Source organism: Dysgonomonas sp. Marseille-P4677 (genome assembly GCF_016652235.1).
In the GTDB taxonomy this organism is placed as follows: Bacteria; Bacteroidota; Bacteroidia; order Bacteroidales; family Dysgonomonadaceae; genus Dysgonomonas.
This window is the reverse complement of the sequence record NZ_JAEPKU010000097.1, coordinates 1-16,465: the sequence shown is the minus strand read 5'-3', so window position 1 is coordinate 16,465 and position 16,465 is coordinate 1. Positions and strand designations below refer to the sequence as shown.

Sequence of the window (16,465 nt, the reverse complement as noted above, 5' to 3'; positions counted from 1 at the left end):
TTATAAAGCTGTACGCTTAGTGCACCATTTATTTCTTTTTGAAGATACTTGGCGTCAGTGCTTCGATTTTCTTTTCTACAGCCAAAAGCTGATCCTTATTTTTTCTTATATAGTTGTCATGAGCAGCTTTAGATAATTCTGCCATTTTCATGTGAATTTTATTTGTACTATCGAATTTAGGAATATTGATATTGTTGACTATATCAACACCTCTCTGAGTATCAATTGTATATGCTTCAATGATATCACCAATAACTCTTGAATTTAAAATTCCACATAGATAATGTGCTTCAATCTCACAGTCAAAAGAAACATATAAAACCTTAGAATCACAAACCACTATTTTTTGATTCAGAAAAGGATCGTTTATTTTTGAAACAACAGTAGCTTTCATTTCTCGACTTTGTTCTCTCCATAAAACTTTAAAGGGCATAAAAGTATAATCACCGACGTTATCAAGTCTATAAAAAGGAAACTGATCTTTATCGAAAAATTTAGCACTTCTTATTCTAGTTTCTAAAAGTAAATCTTTAAAATAATATAACCATTCATATGTCCTTTTATACTTAGTTTTTAATATCGATTCTTCTATACCTCTGTATTTAGCCTCTCCGATAGCATTGTGAGGCACAACCATATATAAATATGAGTTGATACCCCATTTATCAATATTTCGTCCACCAACCATAGGGAAAAGTAAATCTTTCTCTACAATTCCAGGATAAACACCTAAGTCTTTTGCTTTTTTTAATCTCGAACGTTCAATTAAGTTCTCTATCTGAACATTATCTCCAACATTCTTTACAATATTCACTAAGTATATTCCTTTTGCTCCACAAGGCTCAATTCCCTTTCTTCCTTTATATGGCGATTTACCCAAAAATTTTGAAAGATCCACATAGAGGTTATCTTCTACTGTAAGCCAAGGGCTCCTAATGTCCTCATTGATTGGTTGGGCAGAAAGTTTTCTGAAGGACATTTTTTCTTTTACTATATCATAATTGTCATCAAAAGTTATTCTCTCCTTCATCGAATTTACACATTCAAAATAATTGTTCATTGGATATGCCATTTCTCTATTCTTTTGGAAAATGTACACAGATGCTCTATTAGTGGCTTCCCCTGCAAAAGGTTTAATCTCTAACATATCATAAACTCCTATAATGGAAAAAGGAACATCTAAGTTATCCCTTGTAATTTTAAATTTACGAAAACCCTCTCCTCCTTTTAGTGATTTTACAAAAGTTTGAGGCAAAACGAATGCTGTAAATCCATTATCTTTTAAATAATGATCAATGCTCACATATGTAACAGCCATAGCAAAATCATCATGACTTGTGATTTTGTCATATGCACTTTTTTCAAATATACCATAACTTAACCAAATATCTAAGGTTGCTTTTCTATAAGTATCTGACATCGCTTTCCATGTAATCCAGGGCGGATTTCCTATGATTACATCAAATTTGCTTTGGGAGAAAAGAGGCGCAAATGAATTCTTTAGGATAATAGGCCAAAAACCATTTCTCCCACTTAAGTGTAAATTATATAGTTTATCATAGAATATTTTAGTTGCCTCTAACTTTTCTTTTCCAATTATTATTTCATTTTCTTCTTTAATTCGGTTGTAAAATTCATCAAAAGATGTATAGTCTTTTAAAATGCACGTGGAAGCCGTTTTCAAAAAATAATCATTTTCTTCTCTTGTTTCAAAAACAGGAACTTCAAAAACTCCAACAATTGTAGATATTTCAATAGTATGTTTTTTTTCTTTTTGTTTAGCATGAACAGTAGGTACTAAAATTGAATCGCACATGTAAACAGGTATAGAAATCTCTTTCTCAAGTTGTGTTATATCTCCTAAAGCCAATATATAATTTGCTTTAGCTGAAATAACGGCAATTGGATTTATATCAAAACCTACAATGTTTTTTGTAATATTTTCAATTAAATTATTTTGAGAAAGCTGAAGCTTATGACGTGTTGAATAAGATTTTATAATATGAGTTAAAAAAGCACCAGAACCACATGTTGGATCTAAAATAGTTGTATTCAATTCGTTATCATATTTAGATTTCTCTATAGTAAAATCAACAAGCCAATCAGGAGTGTAATATTCGCCAAGGAGATGTCTCAAACCTCTTGGGATAAGATCAGAATATACTTTTTTTAGCACATCTCCTACTACTTCAGGTTTTATTACAGATGCTGTTGTTTCAAAAGTATCTAATTCCGAAATTATTTCATGGATAAAATCCATATCTAAATCTTCAGCTAGAATGAACCATTCAAAAAAATGTATCTCAAAAAAATTTTCTATATAGTAATTAGTATAATGATTCCCTGAAAATAAAGATGTTAGTTCATTCTTGTAAATTGGCTTTTTTGCTTTTTGAGTTGGATTTGTAAGAGACTCTAGAAGATTGTGAATTAACAATTTTATCGTAATACTGTAATAGGTCTGTAAAACAAAAAGAGTATTTCTTATTTCTATGTTTTTAGGTAGTGAATACATCTTTATCAAATCATCTTTGAACTTTGTGAAATCAGTTTCTTCTTTTCCATAAATATCTCCAAAGATTCTATTCCATTCTTCATAAAGAGTTTTTATTCTAGTATTAATTTTAAGATTAGAATTTAACAAATCATATAAATATAAAATACTTTTTTTTGAAATATCAGAATTTGAGGAGAATGATAAAAGTAAGTTTTCAGAAGAAAGTCTCTTTCTTTTTGTAGATCGAAGAAAAAGTAGAAGTTTTTTAACGCCTAGATTAAAGTCTTTAACAATTTCTATTTCAGTCGATAATGCTCTATTCGATTTTATGCCTTTAGGCATTCTTTTTGTTTTAGATTTAATAAAAAGCTCTATATTCTCTATATCTTTTTTATAGCGAAAAAAAACAAAAGTTTTACCATCAAATGCAATACCAACTTTGGAAAGTAAAATTTGTTCAAAATATTCATCATCACCCTTTCCTAATTCTTCTATACTAAAATTTACCAAATATGAAAAAAGACCTCGATCTCTTTCGTCTCTTCCATTTATAGCCTCATTAACACCTGATTGATTGTTAAATTTATTAGGTTTCTTAAACTCAAAAATAATATCCGAATATATACTATCAGCTCTACCTCCTTGTACCGAAGAAACTTCACTTATGACTTTCTTCTTTAGTCCATAGAATGAAGCTAAACTGTCAAGAAAAATATTCGTATGTATTCTTACATCTTCTTCACTTATCGAATTAAAACTATTTTCTTTAAATTTCTCTATTATATCTTCTATATTTACTTGCATTTGAATGTTTTTTTTATGACAGACAAAGATACTTAATTTTTTAGAGGTGATCGTTTCCGATATAGTTTTCTCCAACAAATTATTATTTGATATTTTTTGTATATCTTTGTTATACAATACAGCGAAGCGTCGCATATAAAAATATAACATTAGCATTCACATAAACCTCGAACTGGAAAACTGGTAATTTGAGAGAAACGAGGAAACTGTGCAATGCTCATGCCGTATAGGCGTGGGCTTGCCTTGTTTCGTTTCTCGGGTATACCAGTACCTCCAGTTCGGACTTGGCGAGTTCCATGCCTTCTTTTTGTGGTTTATTAATAGCTATTGTAAACAGGAGAATATACATGAATTAATTACTAACCACAAAATATACAGAATATGAGTAAAATTAGTTCCATAGAGCAAATCGAGACTCTATTTATGCCTACGGCATTCGAAATAGTCAAAAAGCAACATGCCGACATTGATGATACAGAAGCCCTGTTTCTTGCATGGAAAATGCTTTGGTCTGCAAGTGATGTGTATGACAAAGTTATAGAAAAGGGAAAGACAGAAGCAAAAGCGATCTCTACCGTTTTTGATCTATTCTATAACGCTTATAAATCCGTCGCATCATGAGAAAGTTATATTTCTTTATTCTTCTCCCCTTAGTTTGGTTTTCTTGCTCTTCTCCTTCCAATTATGAGAAAATAATAATTGATTATCTGGAAACGGACAAAAAAGGTATTAAAACCGATTTGCAAATAGAAATCCTTTCTATCAATGTTTCGGATATTACAGTTTCCGACAGTACATCTATTCTTCAAAAGCAATTTGAAGCTGAAAAAGCCAAGAAAATCGAATCTGCACAAAATTCTATTTCTCGTCTGCAAGAGAAAACAAAGGAACAAAGGGGGAAAAAGAATCAGGCTGTAGCAAAAGCTCTGATCTCTCGATGGGAGAAAGACCTTGAGAAATACCAATCCGAACTTAGCATTGCTCAAAACTGGCAAGCGGATTATCTGAATAGGTATGATTCCCGCAATACTTCTGAAATATTAGCCAAGAAAGCCGATTGTAAATTCTCTTTCTTCAATCCTCAATTACAGACCAAACAGGAAATGAATGCTTTGTTTATTCTATCTGCTGACGGTAAACAATGTAATAATATGATAAAACAATAATATAATATTATGATAACAATTACAGCATCCGAATTTAATAGAAGTGTTGACAAATACTTAGCTCTAGCCGACAAAGAAGAAGTAATAATTGCTCGGGGACGGTGGAACAGTAAATATTATCGGGTAATTCCTATTCCCGAAACGGAGAGCCAAACAACAGAGCAAACGGATTTCAAAATAGGCGATAAGGTTATTGTTACTATAAATGTTCAGCACAACGATACAGGAAAAGAGTTTGAGGCTACGATTATTGATATAGAAAATAATCCCTTCAAAGGCTTAGTGCTATCCGTTGAAACGGCAGACAAACAAATATATTTTACGTTGCGGAGAACTTCAAAAAAATAGAATAAAATGATATTATCACAATATAATAATATTACAACAACACATTATACACGAAATGATTATAAATTAAAACTATACAAATCATGAATAAACTCATCTTAACACTTATTTTTTTTCTCCCTTTTGTTCTGTTTTCATGTAGCGATGATAAAGACAATGAAGATACAGGTATAAACAAAACTTACAAAGTACGCTATGAGGCTTCTTGTGATAATCCCGATCTTACAATGAGAATCTTGTACAGTACCAAACATACAACGGTTGAGACTGTTGAGTACGATTCCAAAGTGGTGTATGTAAAATCTCCGTTCTCTGTCGAGTTGGAAATGAAATATGCCGAGTTTTGCTATATTTCTGCACAGGTTTATGACGAGGAAGCAGACGAAATTGCAGATACAGGAGCAACCTTTACAACATCTATTACAGTCGATGGGGTAAAGAAGTTTACAGCCACAAATAAAAACGCTTCTATTTCTTATTATGCTTTAGGGTCGGAATAGGTTAGAAATGTATTTGTCAAATATTGAAGGTTTGGTTCAGATAATTCAAGAACCAGCCTTTTTCTTTATCATAGGATAACTTTGTCAAAGAGGTATTGTCAATAGGTAGTTTGTAAGCCATTTGTGAAGATATATCAAGAATGCCCCTTAACAGACATTTAAAAGCTATGCCATGCCCTACAATCAGAAAACTACCCTCCGTATATTTAGATAATATTTCAGAGGATATAAAGGCTAACATACGTTCTTCAACTCCTTTTTGTGACTCTCCATTAGGAGGAGTAAAAAGCCATTGATTAGAATTAATTTCGGCGAGTCGTTCGGGAGTATAGATTTCTGAGCGAAGTTTGCCTTCCCAATCACCTTGAGAGAGTTCTTGTAATTCCTCCGAGTAGATAATCGGATTATTTGTTATTTGAACTTGAGAAAGGATTAAATCAAGTGTTTGTCGTGTTCGGTTGGCTATGGAGCAAAACACTTTCTCAAATTGAATATTGGATTCTTTTAACCTCTTACCAATCTCCAATGCTTGTTTTTCCCCCTTAGTTGATAATGGGATATGATTTGAACGACCACCTATAAATTGTGCATGGGAGTTATAGTCAGTTTCGGCATGGCGGAGAAGGTAGATAGAGAGCATAGCATAAATAAATATTTACGATAGAATAACAATGTCTTCTTTTGAACGGCTTAAATATTGCTCTTTTTGATTTTCTGTTATTAGCTCTTCGGGCAGGTAAGCAGATATAGAATAATTAAAGCGATGTCCCCAATGTATTAAGAGTTCCTGCCTATATGTTGACAGAAGGCTATATTTTTCTATCAATGTCTTGTTATTAGGTATACTATTGTTTGATAGGCTATTGTAAAAAATCCAAATTAATTCGTATGGAGATAAAGTATCTCGTATCATATCTACGTATTGTTGTTTTTCTTCTTTATTTAATATTATCTGTAAGTCTACAAAGTTGATAATCCCAAACAGGTGTCTAAAATAGTGGTCAAATAGTTTTGGCTCTTTTAGATTACAATAAAGATCATTAAAAGAAATATTGTTATTTGGCTCTGAAACATAATAGATTAATCTTCTTAAGCCATCATCATATTCATGTCCTCTAAATTTCAATATAGCTTTTTCATATAAAAAATAGAAACTATCCCTCCCCTTGACTTCTTTATATTCATTTACTTCTTTTTCCTCTGGCTTAGAGTTAGGAAATACTTCATTGGGAATCTCATATTTTGTTTTGGTTTTACAAGTAAAATAAAGATTATTGACTAGTTCTTGATGCAAACTAAGCATTTGGAAGAATGTATTTTCAAAGCGTTGTAAAAGTAATGTTCTGTTCTGTATTTCAAATTGTTCTCGCTGCAATTTTAATTCTAATGTTGTGTTTTTAAGCTCTTCCCTCTGTAATTCTAAATCTTCTCTTTGAAGCCTTAACTCTTTCCTCTGCAATACAATAGCAACAATCACTCCCGCAAAGGCAAAAGCAGAAACCAGAGCATTTACAGCGCCAAAACTATCTCCAAATAAAGCTTCTTTATTATCTTCAAGATTGGAAACTTTGAAATATTCATTAGCATACCAATGAGTTAAGAGCATCCCTCCTAACCAAATAGATAAGCAAATACAAATTGCAACAATTATAGTTATACTAATAGAGTAATCTTTTTTGATTTTCATCGTGACATGATATTATGATACTATAAAGGTAATAATTATTTATATAGAAATTTATCTCCCTCTCTTCCGTTTTCTCGAATTATCCTGTTCATTTCCATAATCTAATCCTTGAAAAATGCCGACAATATTATGAATAGCATTTTTGATTTCTCGATGTTTCAGATTTTCTTGATACAAACTTAACTTCTCGGAGAAAGAACCATATCTAAAAACTTGATGATTCATTAACAATGATTCTTTACGTTTGAATCCGAACATTTTATCAAAGGCTCTTTCACTATTCATGTAGAATTGGACTCGATTAAAGCGGTTTCTATTATTAATATTCGGGTTTAGAGTTATACTTTGGCTCTTATCTCTTGCAGAGACTATGATGTGTATATGCATACTGCCTGCTGTCAATTCGCCTTTTCTCATTCGTTCCAATTTTGCAAACCAAACCAAATCATCACTTGACAACTGTTTTCCATTGGATAGATTAAAATTTCTCGCATATTCTTCCATAACCGCTCGTGTGTATTCTTTCATATTCTCCGTACTCTGCCTAATATGATATAATTCTTGAATAGTAGGGGCAATTACAAGACTATGAAATTTAGGAGTATTTCGTTTTAATCCCTTGTGATTATTATCAATAGTATGTAAAACCTCATTCGAAGTTACATTGTTCCGATATTGGTCGAAGAACAGCTCATTGTCTACAAGTTGGGATTCTCTATTTTCTTTGTTCAGATAGTTAACCAAAGCAGCACAAGAGCCTGTATTGGAAAAAGAAACCTTCCCATGTTTTGCAGGATTTATAACTTTAGTGTACATCAGAATATCTTTTTAGACAGTTTGTCTTCTATAATATCTGATTGCTTATTTATTCGGCTTTTCAAATCGTTTATTTCTGATTTTGTCCTGTCAAAATCATTGGCAAGGAAAGTCGCAAGCTCATTTAATGCCTTCTCAATAACGGAAATTTGCATATTTCCTGCTTTCTCTATATCTGTTCTGGTAGCTGTGTCTTTTAACTCATGAGCTAAAGCCAATAATTCTTCCGAAATTCGGGTTAAATGAATTTTCTCTTGTTGTCGCATCCATTTCCTGAAAGTTTCATCTAATTCCTTAACTGCATCATAAGCGTTCTTTTCGCTCTTTTCTATTTCTCCACGCTTAAGAGCCTTTTTGATTAAAAGTTCTGTTGCAGTAGATAAAGTCAGTTTAGGAAACCTAGACACCAGTTCTTTGTATTCGTTATGTAATGATGCAGATATGCGTATTATTTTTTGTTCCATAATAGGTAATTTATTGTAAAAGAGCTTATTTATTCCCCCTTTTGTTCTAAATGTTACATTTTGATATTTAATATGACATTATAATTATCTCATTAAGCTATGCTTAACTGCTCGAATGTTACTTTGTGACATTCCCCTCTCGCTTATCAATTCACTATAAAAAAGGAAAGAAACAAAAGGGGAAAAAATATTATCTAATTTTTCATCTGCACTAAGGAGTGAAAATGCTGTTGAAATTGTTGATTTGTTGACAGACTCTATCAGTCAACTAGTTATTATCAACAGTGATATCAACAGTGAAGAATCTTTATTTTTTTATTTCGATCCTACTGTTGATATGATTGTTGACAGCTAATTTGTTGTTATATATTCACTTATATATAATCGACAACAAATCAACAGCATTAATAATTTATTTTTAAAAATCTATCTTTAGATAATTCATAATACCGCCCCTTGTGTGGGCTAGTTGAGATTGTTCCATCGAGGAATACAATATATTTTGTATATGAGGAATTGACCGTGGATAGCCCCCATTTTGAAACTAATATTTCTTTTACTTTGCTTATAGAGAGGTTTCGATAATTAAGATTATTCATTGAGGCAATAATATCTTGCAACTGAAATTGTATAATATCTAAATCCCTATCTTCAAATATCATTTCAAGTACATTTATCATTTCTTTTTCTATCAATGATTTATTGTTACTTTTTAATTTTATCAATGCCTCAGTTTCAAGTTGCTTAGGCATAAACCACATTCTCGACTTATTTTCTGTATGGAATGGTCTATTGATTAAGAAATCTAAAAATGCAGGAATTTCAGCTTTTAGACGTTCAAAAAATATTAATGATGTGCAGTTCAACTGATTTTGAAAGGGTAATACTTTACGTACCCAATATCTAGTCTCTTCATTATCAATACAGATAAAGTTAGTTTCGTTATTCGAACAAAGAATAAATTTTCCAAAGAACTCAACTTCTTGCCTATCTTTGCCTTTTGCCTCCGCTTTGAATTGTCGAGCCGTTGAAAGATTCTTAATCCGTTCTGAGTCTTCTCGTTTATCTAATAAAACTTCGTCAACAGCTATGACGAGTTTATTAGCCCAATCATAATTGAATTGAGAACGGAAATCATCATTGGTATTAAGTGTCATATTCTTACCAAACATCAATTTGAGCAAGTTCAGGAATGTAGTCTTACCCGCCCCCCGTTCGGAACTGACAAGGCAAAGAATTGGCAAGGCTTGCAACGGATTCTCATAGAGTATTTTGAGATAATCCAAGCCAAACTCATACTGTTCTCCAAATATGTGCTTTAAAAATGTAAGAATAGTAGTACAGTTTCCTGCTTTTGGCTTATAATCTAATTCATGATATTGATTATAAAATGTTTCAATAGTAGATTTGTAATCTATATGTGACGGAATACTGCAAAGACCATCATAACAAGGAATTTTAGCAATATAATCTTTCCCATGATCTGATTGTATCGTTTCTTTATTCCATGGGATTAGAATTTCCATTGTATCGCCTGATGCCAATGGTTTCTTTACTTTTTTGTAATAGGTTGTACCAATCCTAATGTATCTTCGCCTTGTTAGAATGGCAAAAATACTTGTTAAATAATAAGTGTTATTTGTGGAGCATGAGGTCGGGAACCTTATGCTTTTTGCTTTTTAGATAAGAATTGTTGATCTAGCCTCTTTACTCGCTCGTCAATGGTTTCTTGACGATTCTCAAGCATCCATGCTTCAAGTTCGGATCGTTTGAATACGACTTTATTGCTTCGCTTATGAAAAGGGATGACATTAGTAGACGTTTTTCGGTATAGGGTTGATTTCTTATAGCCTGTTAGAATAACGGCATCTTCTATACCTATAATATCCGTCATGTAGGTCTTGTTGGGGTTGTTCTTGTTTTTGCCCTTGTTGTAGTTCTAAAAACTCCTTAACTGTAAGTAAAGCCAAAGGCTTCGATTTTAATTCTTCTAATCTTGTGTTCATAATTGCATATTTTTGAATTCTTTTAGGCGAAGTACATCATTTATACAATTATGAACAATGAAATAAAAGGAAGGGTGCTATTAGATTTTTTTTGCTCACATTCTTCCTCATTTTATTCTTGATATTCAGATATATTTTTTTTAAAGAGAGTATTGTTTTATTGATCTTTTCTTTTTGTTGCTTAAGCATATTGGCGAGTTCTTTGTTTTTATATGTTGGAAAATTTTCAAATCGTTCTTTCATGACCTTTGCTTTGGATGATGTGTTATTTATATCAATATAAGCAGAAATACCGAAATATTCTAAAAAAGAAGTTATAAAACGAAGTCATCATTATGTAGTTTTACATTATCTATCAATGTGTAGTTCTGTACTTCTAATACTTTGTAAAGTCTAATTAATAAAGATAGTTGCTGTATACACATATGAGAAATGAGTTTTTTGGCACTTTCCAAATTAGAGTCACACTTTCTAGTTAAAAGATTAGCATATCTAATACGTAATTTTATGGATTCGAGATTTATATCTCGCTTAAATTCAAAAGGATTATTGATAAATATTTTTTCATATTCTATCAAATCAGATTTTAAATAATCTAGAATAACTTTACTTAATTCGCTATTGGGATGTTGGGATGCTTTTATTTGCATACGTTCTTGTCCTTTTGCATTAGTAGAATAAAATTGAATACCTTCTTTTTCTCTTACAAAAAGTGTTTCTAATTGCTTGCATAGGTTTATCCATTTCTCAATTTTTTTGTCTTGGGCATTAAACTCTTGCTGTATTTCATTATGAGAAATCAAGTTATACTGTTCTTTATTCCATAAACCATAGTAATAAAGGGGTAAACTGTAGTCATGGAATTTATAGGGATACAATATTTCTTTGCAAAATGTAATATAATCTTTATAAAAGGATAAATCATTTGAAATATCTTTTTCTATTTTTCCTTTATACATTCCGCATAATTCGATACGAGTATCAATAGATAATGTTTTTGGCATATTATTCAATCAAAATCAAGTAAATATAAAGTTGAAAAATAGGCAAAATCGGGGCTATATAGGTAGGTAGTTTGTATTATTTAACATTCAAAAACGTCACGGATTCGTCACGGCTATAAAAACAAAAAGCACCTACATTTCTGTAAGTGCTTGATTTTCAACTGTCGGGATACCAGGATTCGAACCTGGGACCCCCTGCTCCCAAAGCAGGTGCGCTAACCGGACTGCGCTACATCCCGTTTTCTGTATAGCGGTGCAAAGGTATGACATTTTTTTATATTTCAAAACAAAAAGACAAAAAAAAATATTCTAATTCTGTTTATGAATACCCTTGCAAACAATTTAACTTGCTATTAATAAATTTATTTTGTTAAAAACAAATAGTTAGATCAACAAGTATTTTTTTTATTTATTTTTGCACATAAATCTCAAATCTTATAATTATGCTTAAAAGAGTGTTCTTTACATTTGCGTTGCTAGTCTTCGCATTTTCCATTAATGCCCAAAATCTACAATTACATTTTGACCCTCGTCATGCTTTACATGGAGACAAAATTTCTGAGAAAAACTATTTTACGGCAACTTTCGAAATGTTCAAACCAGACAAATGGGGTTCTACATTCATGTTTGTTGACTTAGATTTCAATCAGAGCCGAGGTAATATAGGAACAGCCTATATGGAGATTGCTCGTGATATAAAGCTGGGAAAAAGTCCGGTTATGGCACACGTTGAATTCAATGGAGGTGTTGGAAATTCCGAAAGCTTTGGATTTTCAATAGCGAATGCTTATATGGCAGGAGCTTCTTATTCCACGATGGTAGGAAAAGCTATATTAGGAACATATGTAGCGTATAAATATAATGCTTTCGAAAAAGTAAGTAACGACATTCAATGGACTGTAACATGGGGTATGGACCTATGTAATAATAAATTCCGTATCTGTGGATTCATGGATGTTTGGACCCAAAATAAAAACAAAACTCATGCACCTGGCGAGAGCGGAAAAGAAATTGTATTCCTTACCGAACCTCAGTTTTGGTATAACGCAACTCCAAACCTAGCCTTAGGTAGTGAAATAGAAATCAGCAATAACTTCCTTCTAAGAAAGGATAAAGCATACATAAATCCGACTATAGCTGCTAAATGGAATTTTTAAGATAAAAGAATATGAAGAATCTCCTTGAAAGAACGTTTAAATTGACAGAGAATAAGACTACAATACGCAAAGAGCTTATTGCCGGCCTTATTACTTTCCTTACCATGTCATATATATTGATAGTAAACCCAAGCATACTATCAACTACCGGAATGGATAAGGATGCTTTATTTACAGCAACTGCTGTCGCTACCATCTTTGCTACCCTGATGATGGCTCTCTACGCCAAACTTCCAATTGCCCAAGCTCCCGGAATGGGTTTAAATGCTTTTTTTGCATTTACGGTCTGTGGACTTATGGGATATTCATGGCAATTTGCTTTGACCGCAGTATTCATAGAGGGTATTATTTTCATTCTGCTAACATTCTTTAATGTACGAGAATTGATAGTGAAAAGTATACCTAAAGTTCTGAAAGACGCTATTCCTGTAGGGATAGGTCTATTCATCACTCTGATAGGATTAAAAAATGCAGGGATTGTCGTTGCCAGTCCTGCTACATTAATTGCTCTTGGCGATTTCTCTCAACATAGTGTCTGGATTGCGTTAATGGGACTTATCGTCACAGCTGTATTATATGTAAGAAACGTAAATGGTTCAATACTTATAGGTATTATAGTTGCTACGATCTTTGGTATCATTCTTGGTGATGTAACACTTCCTGATTCAAGCATCATCAGTGCGCCTCCATCTATTGCTCCTATATTTGCGCAATTCGAATGGGATCACATCCTTTCCTTCAACATGGTTGTAGTGGTATTTACATTTTTATTTGTAAATATGTTCGACACTGTTGGAACTCTGATAGGGGTGGTTTCAAAAGCTGGTCTTGCCGATGAAGATGGCAACTTTCCTCAGATGAAAAAAGCCCTATTCTCTGATGCCTTAGGTACAACAGTTGGAGCCGTTCTAGGAACCAGCACAATCACAGCTTATGTAGAAAGTGCATCGGGTGTAGCATCAGGTGGAAGAACCGGTTTAACCTCGGTTAGTACAGCTTTCATGTTTATCCTGGCATTATTCTTCGCTCCATTATTTTTAATGGTTCCTGCAGCCGCTACATCGCCGGCCTTAATTATTGTAGGACTCTTCATGATATCATCTGTTGCTAAAATAGACTTTAGCGACATGAGCGAAGGGCTTCCCGCATTCCTTACTATTGTCTTCATGCCTTTCACATACAGTATTGCAGAAGGAATCGTATTTGGTATGTTGAGCTTTGCTTTAATAAAAGTTTGTTCAGGGAAATTCAAGGATGTATCTGCTACGGTATATGTAATAGCCATCCTGTTCTTATTAAAGATAGTGTTAGATGCTTCTCACATATTGGGAGCACATTAAAATAGATATTACAAAAAGAAAGGCTGCTAATGATTTAGCAGCCTTTCTTTATTTCAGGGGAAGATATTAGTCAATAAAATCTACTGTTTCTTCTCCAATCATCTGACGAAGTGTATTTTTCAACTTCACATATTGGATAAATAAGTCATGCTCTGCAACCTTATTTGGCTCATGCATAGGGCTCTTGAAATAGAAAGACAACCAGTCTTGTATCCCACTCATTCCGGCACGTTTTGCCAAGTCTGAGAACAACACCAGGTCTAAACACAAAGGAGCCGCAAGAATAGAATCTTTACAAAGGAAGTCTACCTTCATTTGCATCTTATAACCCAACCATCCGAAAAGGTCGATGTTATCCCAACCTTCTTTATCGTCGTTGCGAGGTGGGTAATAATTGATACGAACTTTGTGGTATACGTTTCCGTAAAGCTCAGGATATAATTCGGGTTGAAGGATGTTGTCGATAACCGAAAGCTTCGATTCTTCTTTAGTTTTAAATGAGCCCGGATCGTCAAGAACTTCGCCATCACGATTACCAAGGATGTTAGTAGAGAACCAACCGTTAAGGCCAAGCATACGAGTCTTAAACATCGGAGACAATACTGTCTTCAACATCGTCTGACCTGTCTTGAAATCTTTACCACAAATAGGAGTTTGAGTTTTCTCAGCCAACTGCCACATCGCAGGTATATCAACAGTCAAGTTAGGTGCTCCATTGATATAAGGAATACCCATCGATACACAAGCATATGCATATACATTTGAAGGAGCAATGTCTTTGTGATTTTCTCTCAACCCTTTTTCAAAAGCGGCAAGCGATTTATGAACTTCGCCGAGTGGAGTGAATACTTCTGTGCTACCGCACCAGATAACTACGATACGGTCGCAATTATTCTCTTTTTTAAAGTTTTCGATGTCTTGTTTTACTTGTTCCATCAATTCCCACTTTGTAGGAGCTGACTTCACCCAAGTACCATGCAAGCGTTTTACAAAGTCCTGATCAAAGACTGCTTTCATTGGCTTGATAGCAGACATTTCATCTTTTACTTTGTCCAGATCTTCTCTTGTTAAAACATCTGCATGTTTTGCAGCTTCATAAGCATCTTCTTCAAAGATATCCCATCCACCGAATACGATATCGTTAAGATCTGCCAAAGGCACTGCATCTTTGATTTTAGGGAAGCGATTTTCTTCTCTTTTTCCTAAACGCATTGTAGCCAATTGAGTAATTGACCCTACAGGAACTCCTTGTCCTTTACGTGTTAACAACGTTCCTGCCATGAAAGTTGTAGCAACTGCTCCAACTCCAACTGTAAGAATACCAAGTTTACCCTTGGCTTCTCCTACTTGTACTTTTCCCATTTTTAATTAAAATTTTAAGTTATACTGCAACCCGCAGCTTACATTAAATTCTGCCGTCTCATCAGACAACATATAATAGAATAGTATCAAGTGTATCCTCACTATCATTTTATTATCCCAACCCGATATTTTCCATCGCAGAATATTCATCCGGCAACTTCCATTATTGGTAGCAACAATACAGCTGGCACTATAATATCATCAAAAAAATAAGTACTCCTTTTCAACCTAGTTGAAAAGCTGATTTCAACTCCATGAAATCTTTTATAATAAGGTCTGCCGTTGCACTTACAGACTCTTCTTCCCAACCTATCCCCTTCAGCCAGATTGTCTGGCATCCGATTTTATTAGCAGGAACAATATCTTTTGAGTAAGAATCTCCGATAATCACTACCGAAGAAGCCGGCATATCCAGGCTTTCCACTCCCAAACTAAATATAGCAGGGTTAGGCTTTCTTACACCTACAACTGCGGATTCTATTATATCATTAAAATAGTCAAGTAAACCAAAATCACTTAAAACAGCTTGTACATTTCCATAGAAATTAGATACCAACACCATCGGATAGCGACTCTTTAACTCATCAAGCAAAGGCTTTTCTTTACTAATCAAGTCCTTTGCAAAGTTATAACATTGAGTGGAAATAGCAAGACTGTATTTATTTGTTTCTTCGTTTTTAAATAAAAAAAGGTTTTCAACCAAATAATTAATCTGTAAATTAACCTTCTTACACAACAACAAAAAAAAATTATCCTCTGCTTCTATCACTTTATTAGTAGCCAGATAGCGTTCCGCATACACATAAGCTTCCCGAAACTGCTCTTTTGTCACAGGCACTAATTGTTCTTGATAAGCATTCCATAAGACTTCTGCCCAATGCTTACCGTTACTGTCTATTGTACCTCCGTAATCAAAGATTATTCCTTTTATCTTATCTGTATCCAACATTATTTAAAATCTTAAATAATTACAAAGGTACAATATGCCAGCGGATTAACAAAATTCAACAACATCACATTGACAAACAGCGTATAACACATTAATTTCCCAAAGAAAAAAAGCAGGAAAAGATGTTTTTAAGCTATGCTCCCGTTACCTTTTTAGCCGGGTTGTACCACAAGTTAAGGCCCTGAGCAAAAGCTTGAATTGTTGAGAGAATTAAGCAGCTACTATACACAATCTTATCATTTCCATTATTCTAGCATTATTTAAAATAACAGAACTCATTATTCTAAATAAAAAAACCAGTTTTACAATCTGATATCATTTGCAGAAGTTGCATATAATCCTATTAAAGCACCGGTAAAGCCTCC

17 protein-coding genes and 1 tRNA gene are annotated in these 16,465 nt (G+C 33.3%); 6 read left to right on the top strand and 12 right to left on the bottom strand.

Annotated features, from left to right (window positions below):
- Positions 1 to 28: 28 nt before the first annotated feature.
- Positions 29 to 3,301, bottom strand: coding sequence for an N-6 DNA methylase (locus tag JGH11_RS14530; RefSeq protein WP_201113012.1), 3,273 nt, complete (start codon positions 3,299 to 3,301; stop codon positions 29 to 31).
- 381 nt (positions 3,302 to 3,682) lie between these two features.
- On the opposite strand from JGH11_RS14530, the gene JGH11_RS14525 reads away from it, so the two are divergent.
- From JGH11_RS14525 to JGH11_RS14510, 4 genes are all read left to right on the top strand, one after another.
- Positions 3,683 to 3,922, top strand: a complete 240-nt coding sequence (locus JGH11_RS14525) for a hypothetical protein (RefSeq protein ID WP_201113009.1) — start codon at positions 3,683 to 3,685, stop codon at positions 3,920 to 3,922.
- Positions 3,919 to 4,467, top strand: a complete 549-nt coding sequence (locus JGH11_RS14520; protein WP_201113007.1) for a hypothetical protein — start codon at positions 3,919 to 3,921, stop codon at positions 4,465 to 4,467. Before JGH11_RS14525 ends, JGH11_RS14520 begins: the two co-directional genes overlap by 4 nt.
- Positions 4,468 to 4,476: 9 nt before the next feature.
- A complete protein-coding gene (locus JGH11_RS14515; protein ID WP_201113005.1) occupies positions 4,477 to 4,815 on the top strand; it encodes a hypothetical protein in 339 nt (112 codons plus the stop codon).
- Between the two features lie 83 nt (positions 4,816 to 4,898).
- Entirely contained in the window at positions 4,899 to 5,315 is a 417-nt protein-coding gene (locus JGH11_RS14510) for a hypothetical protein (RefSeq protein WP_201113003.1), read from the top strand.
- A 16-nt stretch (positions 5,316 to 5,331) separates the two neighbouring features.
- Here JGH11_RS14510 and JGH11_RS14505 read toward each other — a convergent pair whose 3' ends face one another.
- The 9 genes from JGH11_RS14505 to JGH11_RS14470 form a co-directional block, all read right to left on the bottom strand.
- Entirely contained in the window at positions 5,332 to 5,955 is a 624-nt protein-coding gene (locus JGH11_RS14505) for a histidine phosphatase family protein (RefSeq protein ID WP_201113001.1), read from the bottom strand.
- A gap of 15 nt (positions 5,956 to 5,970) precedes the next feature.
- Positions 5,971 to 7,002 carry a putative phage abortive infection protein gene (locus JGH11_RS14500; RefSeq protein WP_201112999.1) on the bottom strand — a complete coding sequence of 344 codons (1,032 nt, stop codon included), beginning with the start codon at positions 7,000 to 7,002 and terminating at the stop codon, positions 5,971 to 5,973.
- 51 nt (positions 7,003 to 7,053) lie between these two features.
- Positions 7,054 to 7,818, bottom strand: a complete 765-nt coding sequence (locus JGH11_RS14495) for a DUF5712 family protein (RefSeq protein ID WP_201112997.1) — start codon at positions 7,816 to 7,818, stop codon at positions 7,054 to 7,056.
- Positions 7,818 to 8,282 carry a hypothetical protein gene (locus JGH11_RS14490; RefSeq protein WP_201112995.1) on the bottom strand — a complete coding sequence of 155 codons (465 nt, stop codon included), beginning with the start codon at positions 8,280 to 8,282 and terminating at the stop codon, positions 7,818 to 7,820. The genes JGH11_RS14495 and JGH11_RS14490 overlap by 1 nt, the downstream gene beginning before the upstream one ends.
- A 404-nt stretch (positions 8,283 to 8,686) precedes the next feature.
- Positions 8,687 to 9,808, bottom strand: coding sequence for a primase-helicase family protein (locus JGH11_RS14485; protein ID WP_236264002.1), 1,122 nt, complete (start codon positions 9,806 to 9,808; stop codon positions 8,687 to 8,689).
- A 137-nt stretch (positions 9,809 to 9,945) separates the two neighbouring features.
- Positions 9,946 to 10,176, bottom strand: coding sequence for an AlpA family transcriptional regulator (locus JGH11_RS14480; protein WP_236264001.1), 231 nt, complete (start codon positions 10,174 to 10,176; stop codon positions 9,946 to 9,948).
- Positions 10,127 to 10,288 carry a hypothetical protein gene (locus JGH11_RS20260; RefSeq protein ID WP_236264000.1) on the bottom strand — a complete coding sequence of 54 codons (162 nt, stop codon included), beginning with the start codon at positions 10,286 to 10,288 and terminating at the stop codon, positions 10,127 to 10,129. Before JGH11_RS20260 ends, JGH11_RS14480 begins: the two co-directional genes overlap by 50 nt.
- Before the next feature lie 314 nt (positions 10,289 to 10,602).
- On the bottom strand, positions 10,603 to 11,292 hold the full coding sequence (locus JGH11_RS14475) for a hypothetical protein (protein WP_201112993.1): 690 nt from the start codon (positions 11,290 to 11,292) through the stop codon (positions 10,603 to 10,605).
- A gap of 164 nt (positions 11,293 to 11,456) precedes the next feature.
- A tRNA-Pro gene (locus JGH11_RS14470) sits at positions 11,457 to 11,531 on the bottom strand.
- A 204-nt stretch (positions 11,532 to 11,735) separates the two neighbouring features.
- Here JGH11_RS14470 and JGH11_RS14465 point away from each other — a divergent pair.
- Together JGH11_RS14465 and JGH11_RS14460 are read left to right on the top strand one after the other, a co-directional pair.
- Positions 11,736 to 12,449, top strand: a complete 714-nt coding sequence (locus JGH11_RS14465) for a DUF5020 family protein (RefSeq protein ID WP_201112991.1) — start codon at positions 11,736 to 11,738, stop codon at positions 12,447 to 12,449.
- Positions 12,450 to 12,460: 11 nt separating this feature from the next.
- The gene (locus tag JGH11_RS14460) at positions 12,461 to 13,789 is read left to right on the top strand and encodes an NCS2 family permease (RefSeq protein ID WP_201112989.1); all 1,329 of its coding nucleotides are present in this window, start codon (positions 12,461 to 12,463) and stop codon (positions 13,787 to 13,789) included.
- A gap of 66 nt (positions 13,790 to 13,855) precedes the next feature.
- Here the strand turns inward: JGH11_RS14460 and JGH11_RS14455 are convergent, their stop codons facing one another.
- Positions 13,856 to 15,151 carry an inositol-3-phosphate synthase gene (locus JGH11_RS14455; protein ID WP_201112987.1) on the bottom strand — a complete coding sequence of 432 codons (1,296 nt, stop codon included), beginning with the start codon at positions 15,149 to 15,151 and terminating at the stop codon, positions 13,856 to 13,858.
- 223 nt (positions 15,152 to 15,374) lie between these two features.
- A complete protein-coding gene (locus JGH11_RS14450; protein ID WP_201112985.1) occupies positions 15,375 to 16,100 on the bottom strand; it encodes an HAD family hydrolase in 726 nt (241 codons plus the stop codon).
- Positions 16,101 to 16,465: the final 365 nt, after the last annotated feature.

Coding starts and splice junctions, on each gene's coding strand:
- JGH11_RS14525 (WP_201113009.1), top strand. CDS start 3,683: ATGAGTAAAATTAGTTCCATAGAGCAAATCGAGACTCTATTTATGCCT.
- JGH11_RS14505 (WP_201113001.1), bottom strand. CDS start 5,955: ATGCTCTCTATCTACCTTCTCCGCCATGCCGAAACTGACTATAACTCC.
- JGH11_RS14465 (WP_201112991.1), top strand. CDS start 11,736: ATGCTTAAAAGAGTGTTCTTTACATTTGCGTTGCTAGTCTTCGCATTT.
- JGH11_RS14510 (WP_201113003.1), top strand. CDS start 4,899: ATGAATAAACTCATCTTAACACTTATTTTTTTTCTCCCTTTTGTTCTG.
- JGH11_RS14520 (WP_201113007.1), top strand. CDS start 3,919: ATGAGAAAGTTATATTTCTTTATTCTTCTCCCCTTAGTTTGGTTTTCT.
- JGH11_RS14450 (WP_201112985.1), bottom strand. CDS start 16,100: ATGTTGGATACAGATAAGATAAAAGGAATAATCTTTGATTACGGAGGT.
- JGH11_RS14455 (WP_201112987.1), bottom strand. CDS start 15,151: ATGGGAAAAGTACAAGTAGGAGAAGCCAAGGGTAAACTTGGTATTCTT.
- JGH11_RS14480 (WP_236264001.1), bottom strand. CDS start 10,176: ATGACGGATATTATAGGTATAGAAGATGCCGTTATTCTAACAGGCTAT.
- JGH11_RS14475 (WP_201112993.1), bottom strand. CDS start 11,292: ATGCCAAAAACATTATCTATTGATACTCGTATCGAATTATGCGGAATG.
- JGH11_RS14515 (WP_201113005.1), top strand. CDS start 4,477: ATGATAACAATTACAGCATCCGAATTTAATAGAAGTGTTGACAAATAC.
- JGH11_RS14490 (WP_201112995.1), bottom strand. CDS start 8,282: ATGGAACAAAAAATAATACGCATATCTGCATCATTACATAACGAATAC.
- JGH11_RS14530 (WP_201113012.1), bottom strand. CDS start 3,301: ATGCAAGTAAATATAGAAGATATAATAGAGAAATTTAAAGAAAATAGT.
- JGH11_RS14500 (WP_201112999.1), bottom strand. CDS start 7,002: ATGAAAATCAAAAAAGATTACTCTATTAGTATAACTATAATTGTTGCA.
- JGH11_RS14485 (WP_236264002.1), bottom strand. CDS start 9,808: ATGGAAATTCTAATCCCATGGAATAAAGAAACGATACAATCAGATCAT.
- JGH11_RS20260 (WP_236264000.1), bottom strand. CDS start 10,288: ATGAACACAAGATTAGAAGAATTAAAATCGAAGCCTTTGGCTTTACTT.
- JGH11_RS14495 (WP_201112997.1), bottom strand. CDS start 7,818: ATGTACACTAAAGTTATAAATCCTGCAAAACATGGGAAGGTTTCTTTT.
- JGH11_RS14460 (WP_201112989.1), top strand. CDS start 12,461: ATGAAGAATCTCCTTGAAAGAACGTTTAAATTGACAGAGAATAAGACT.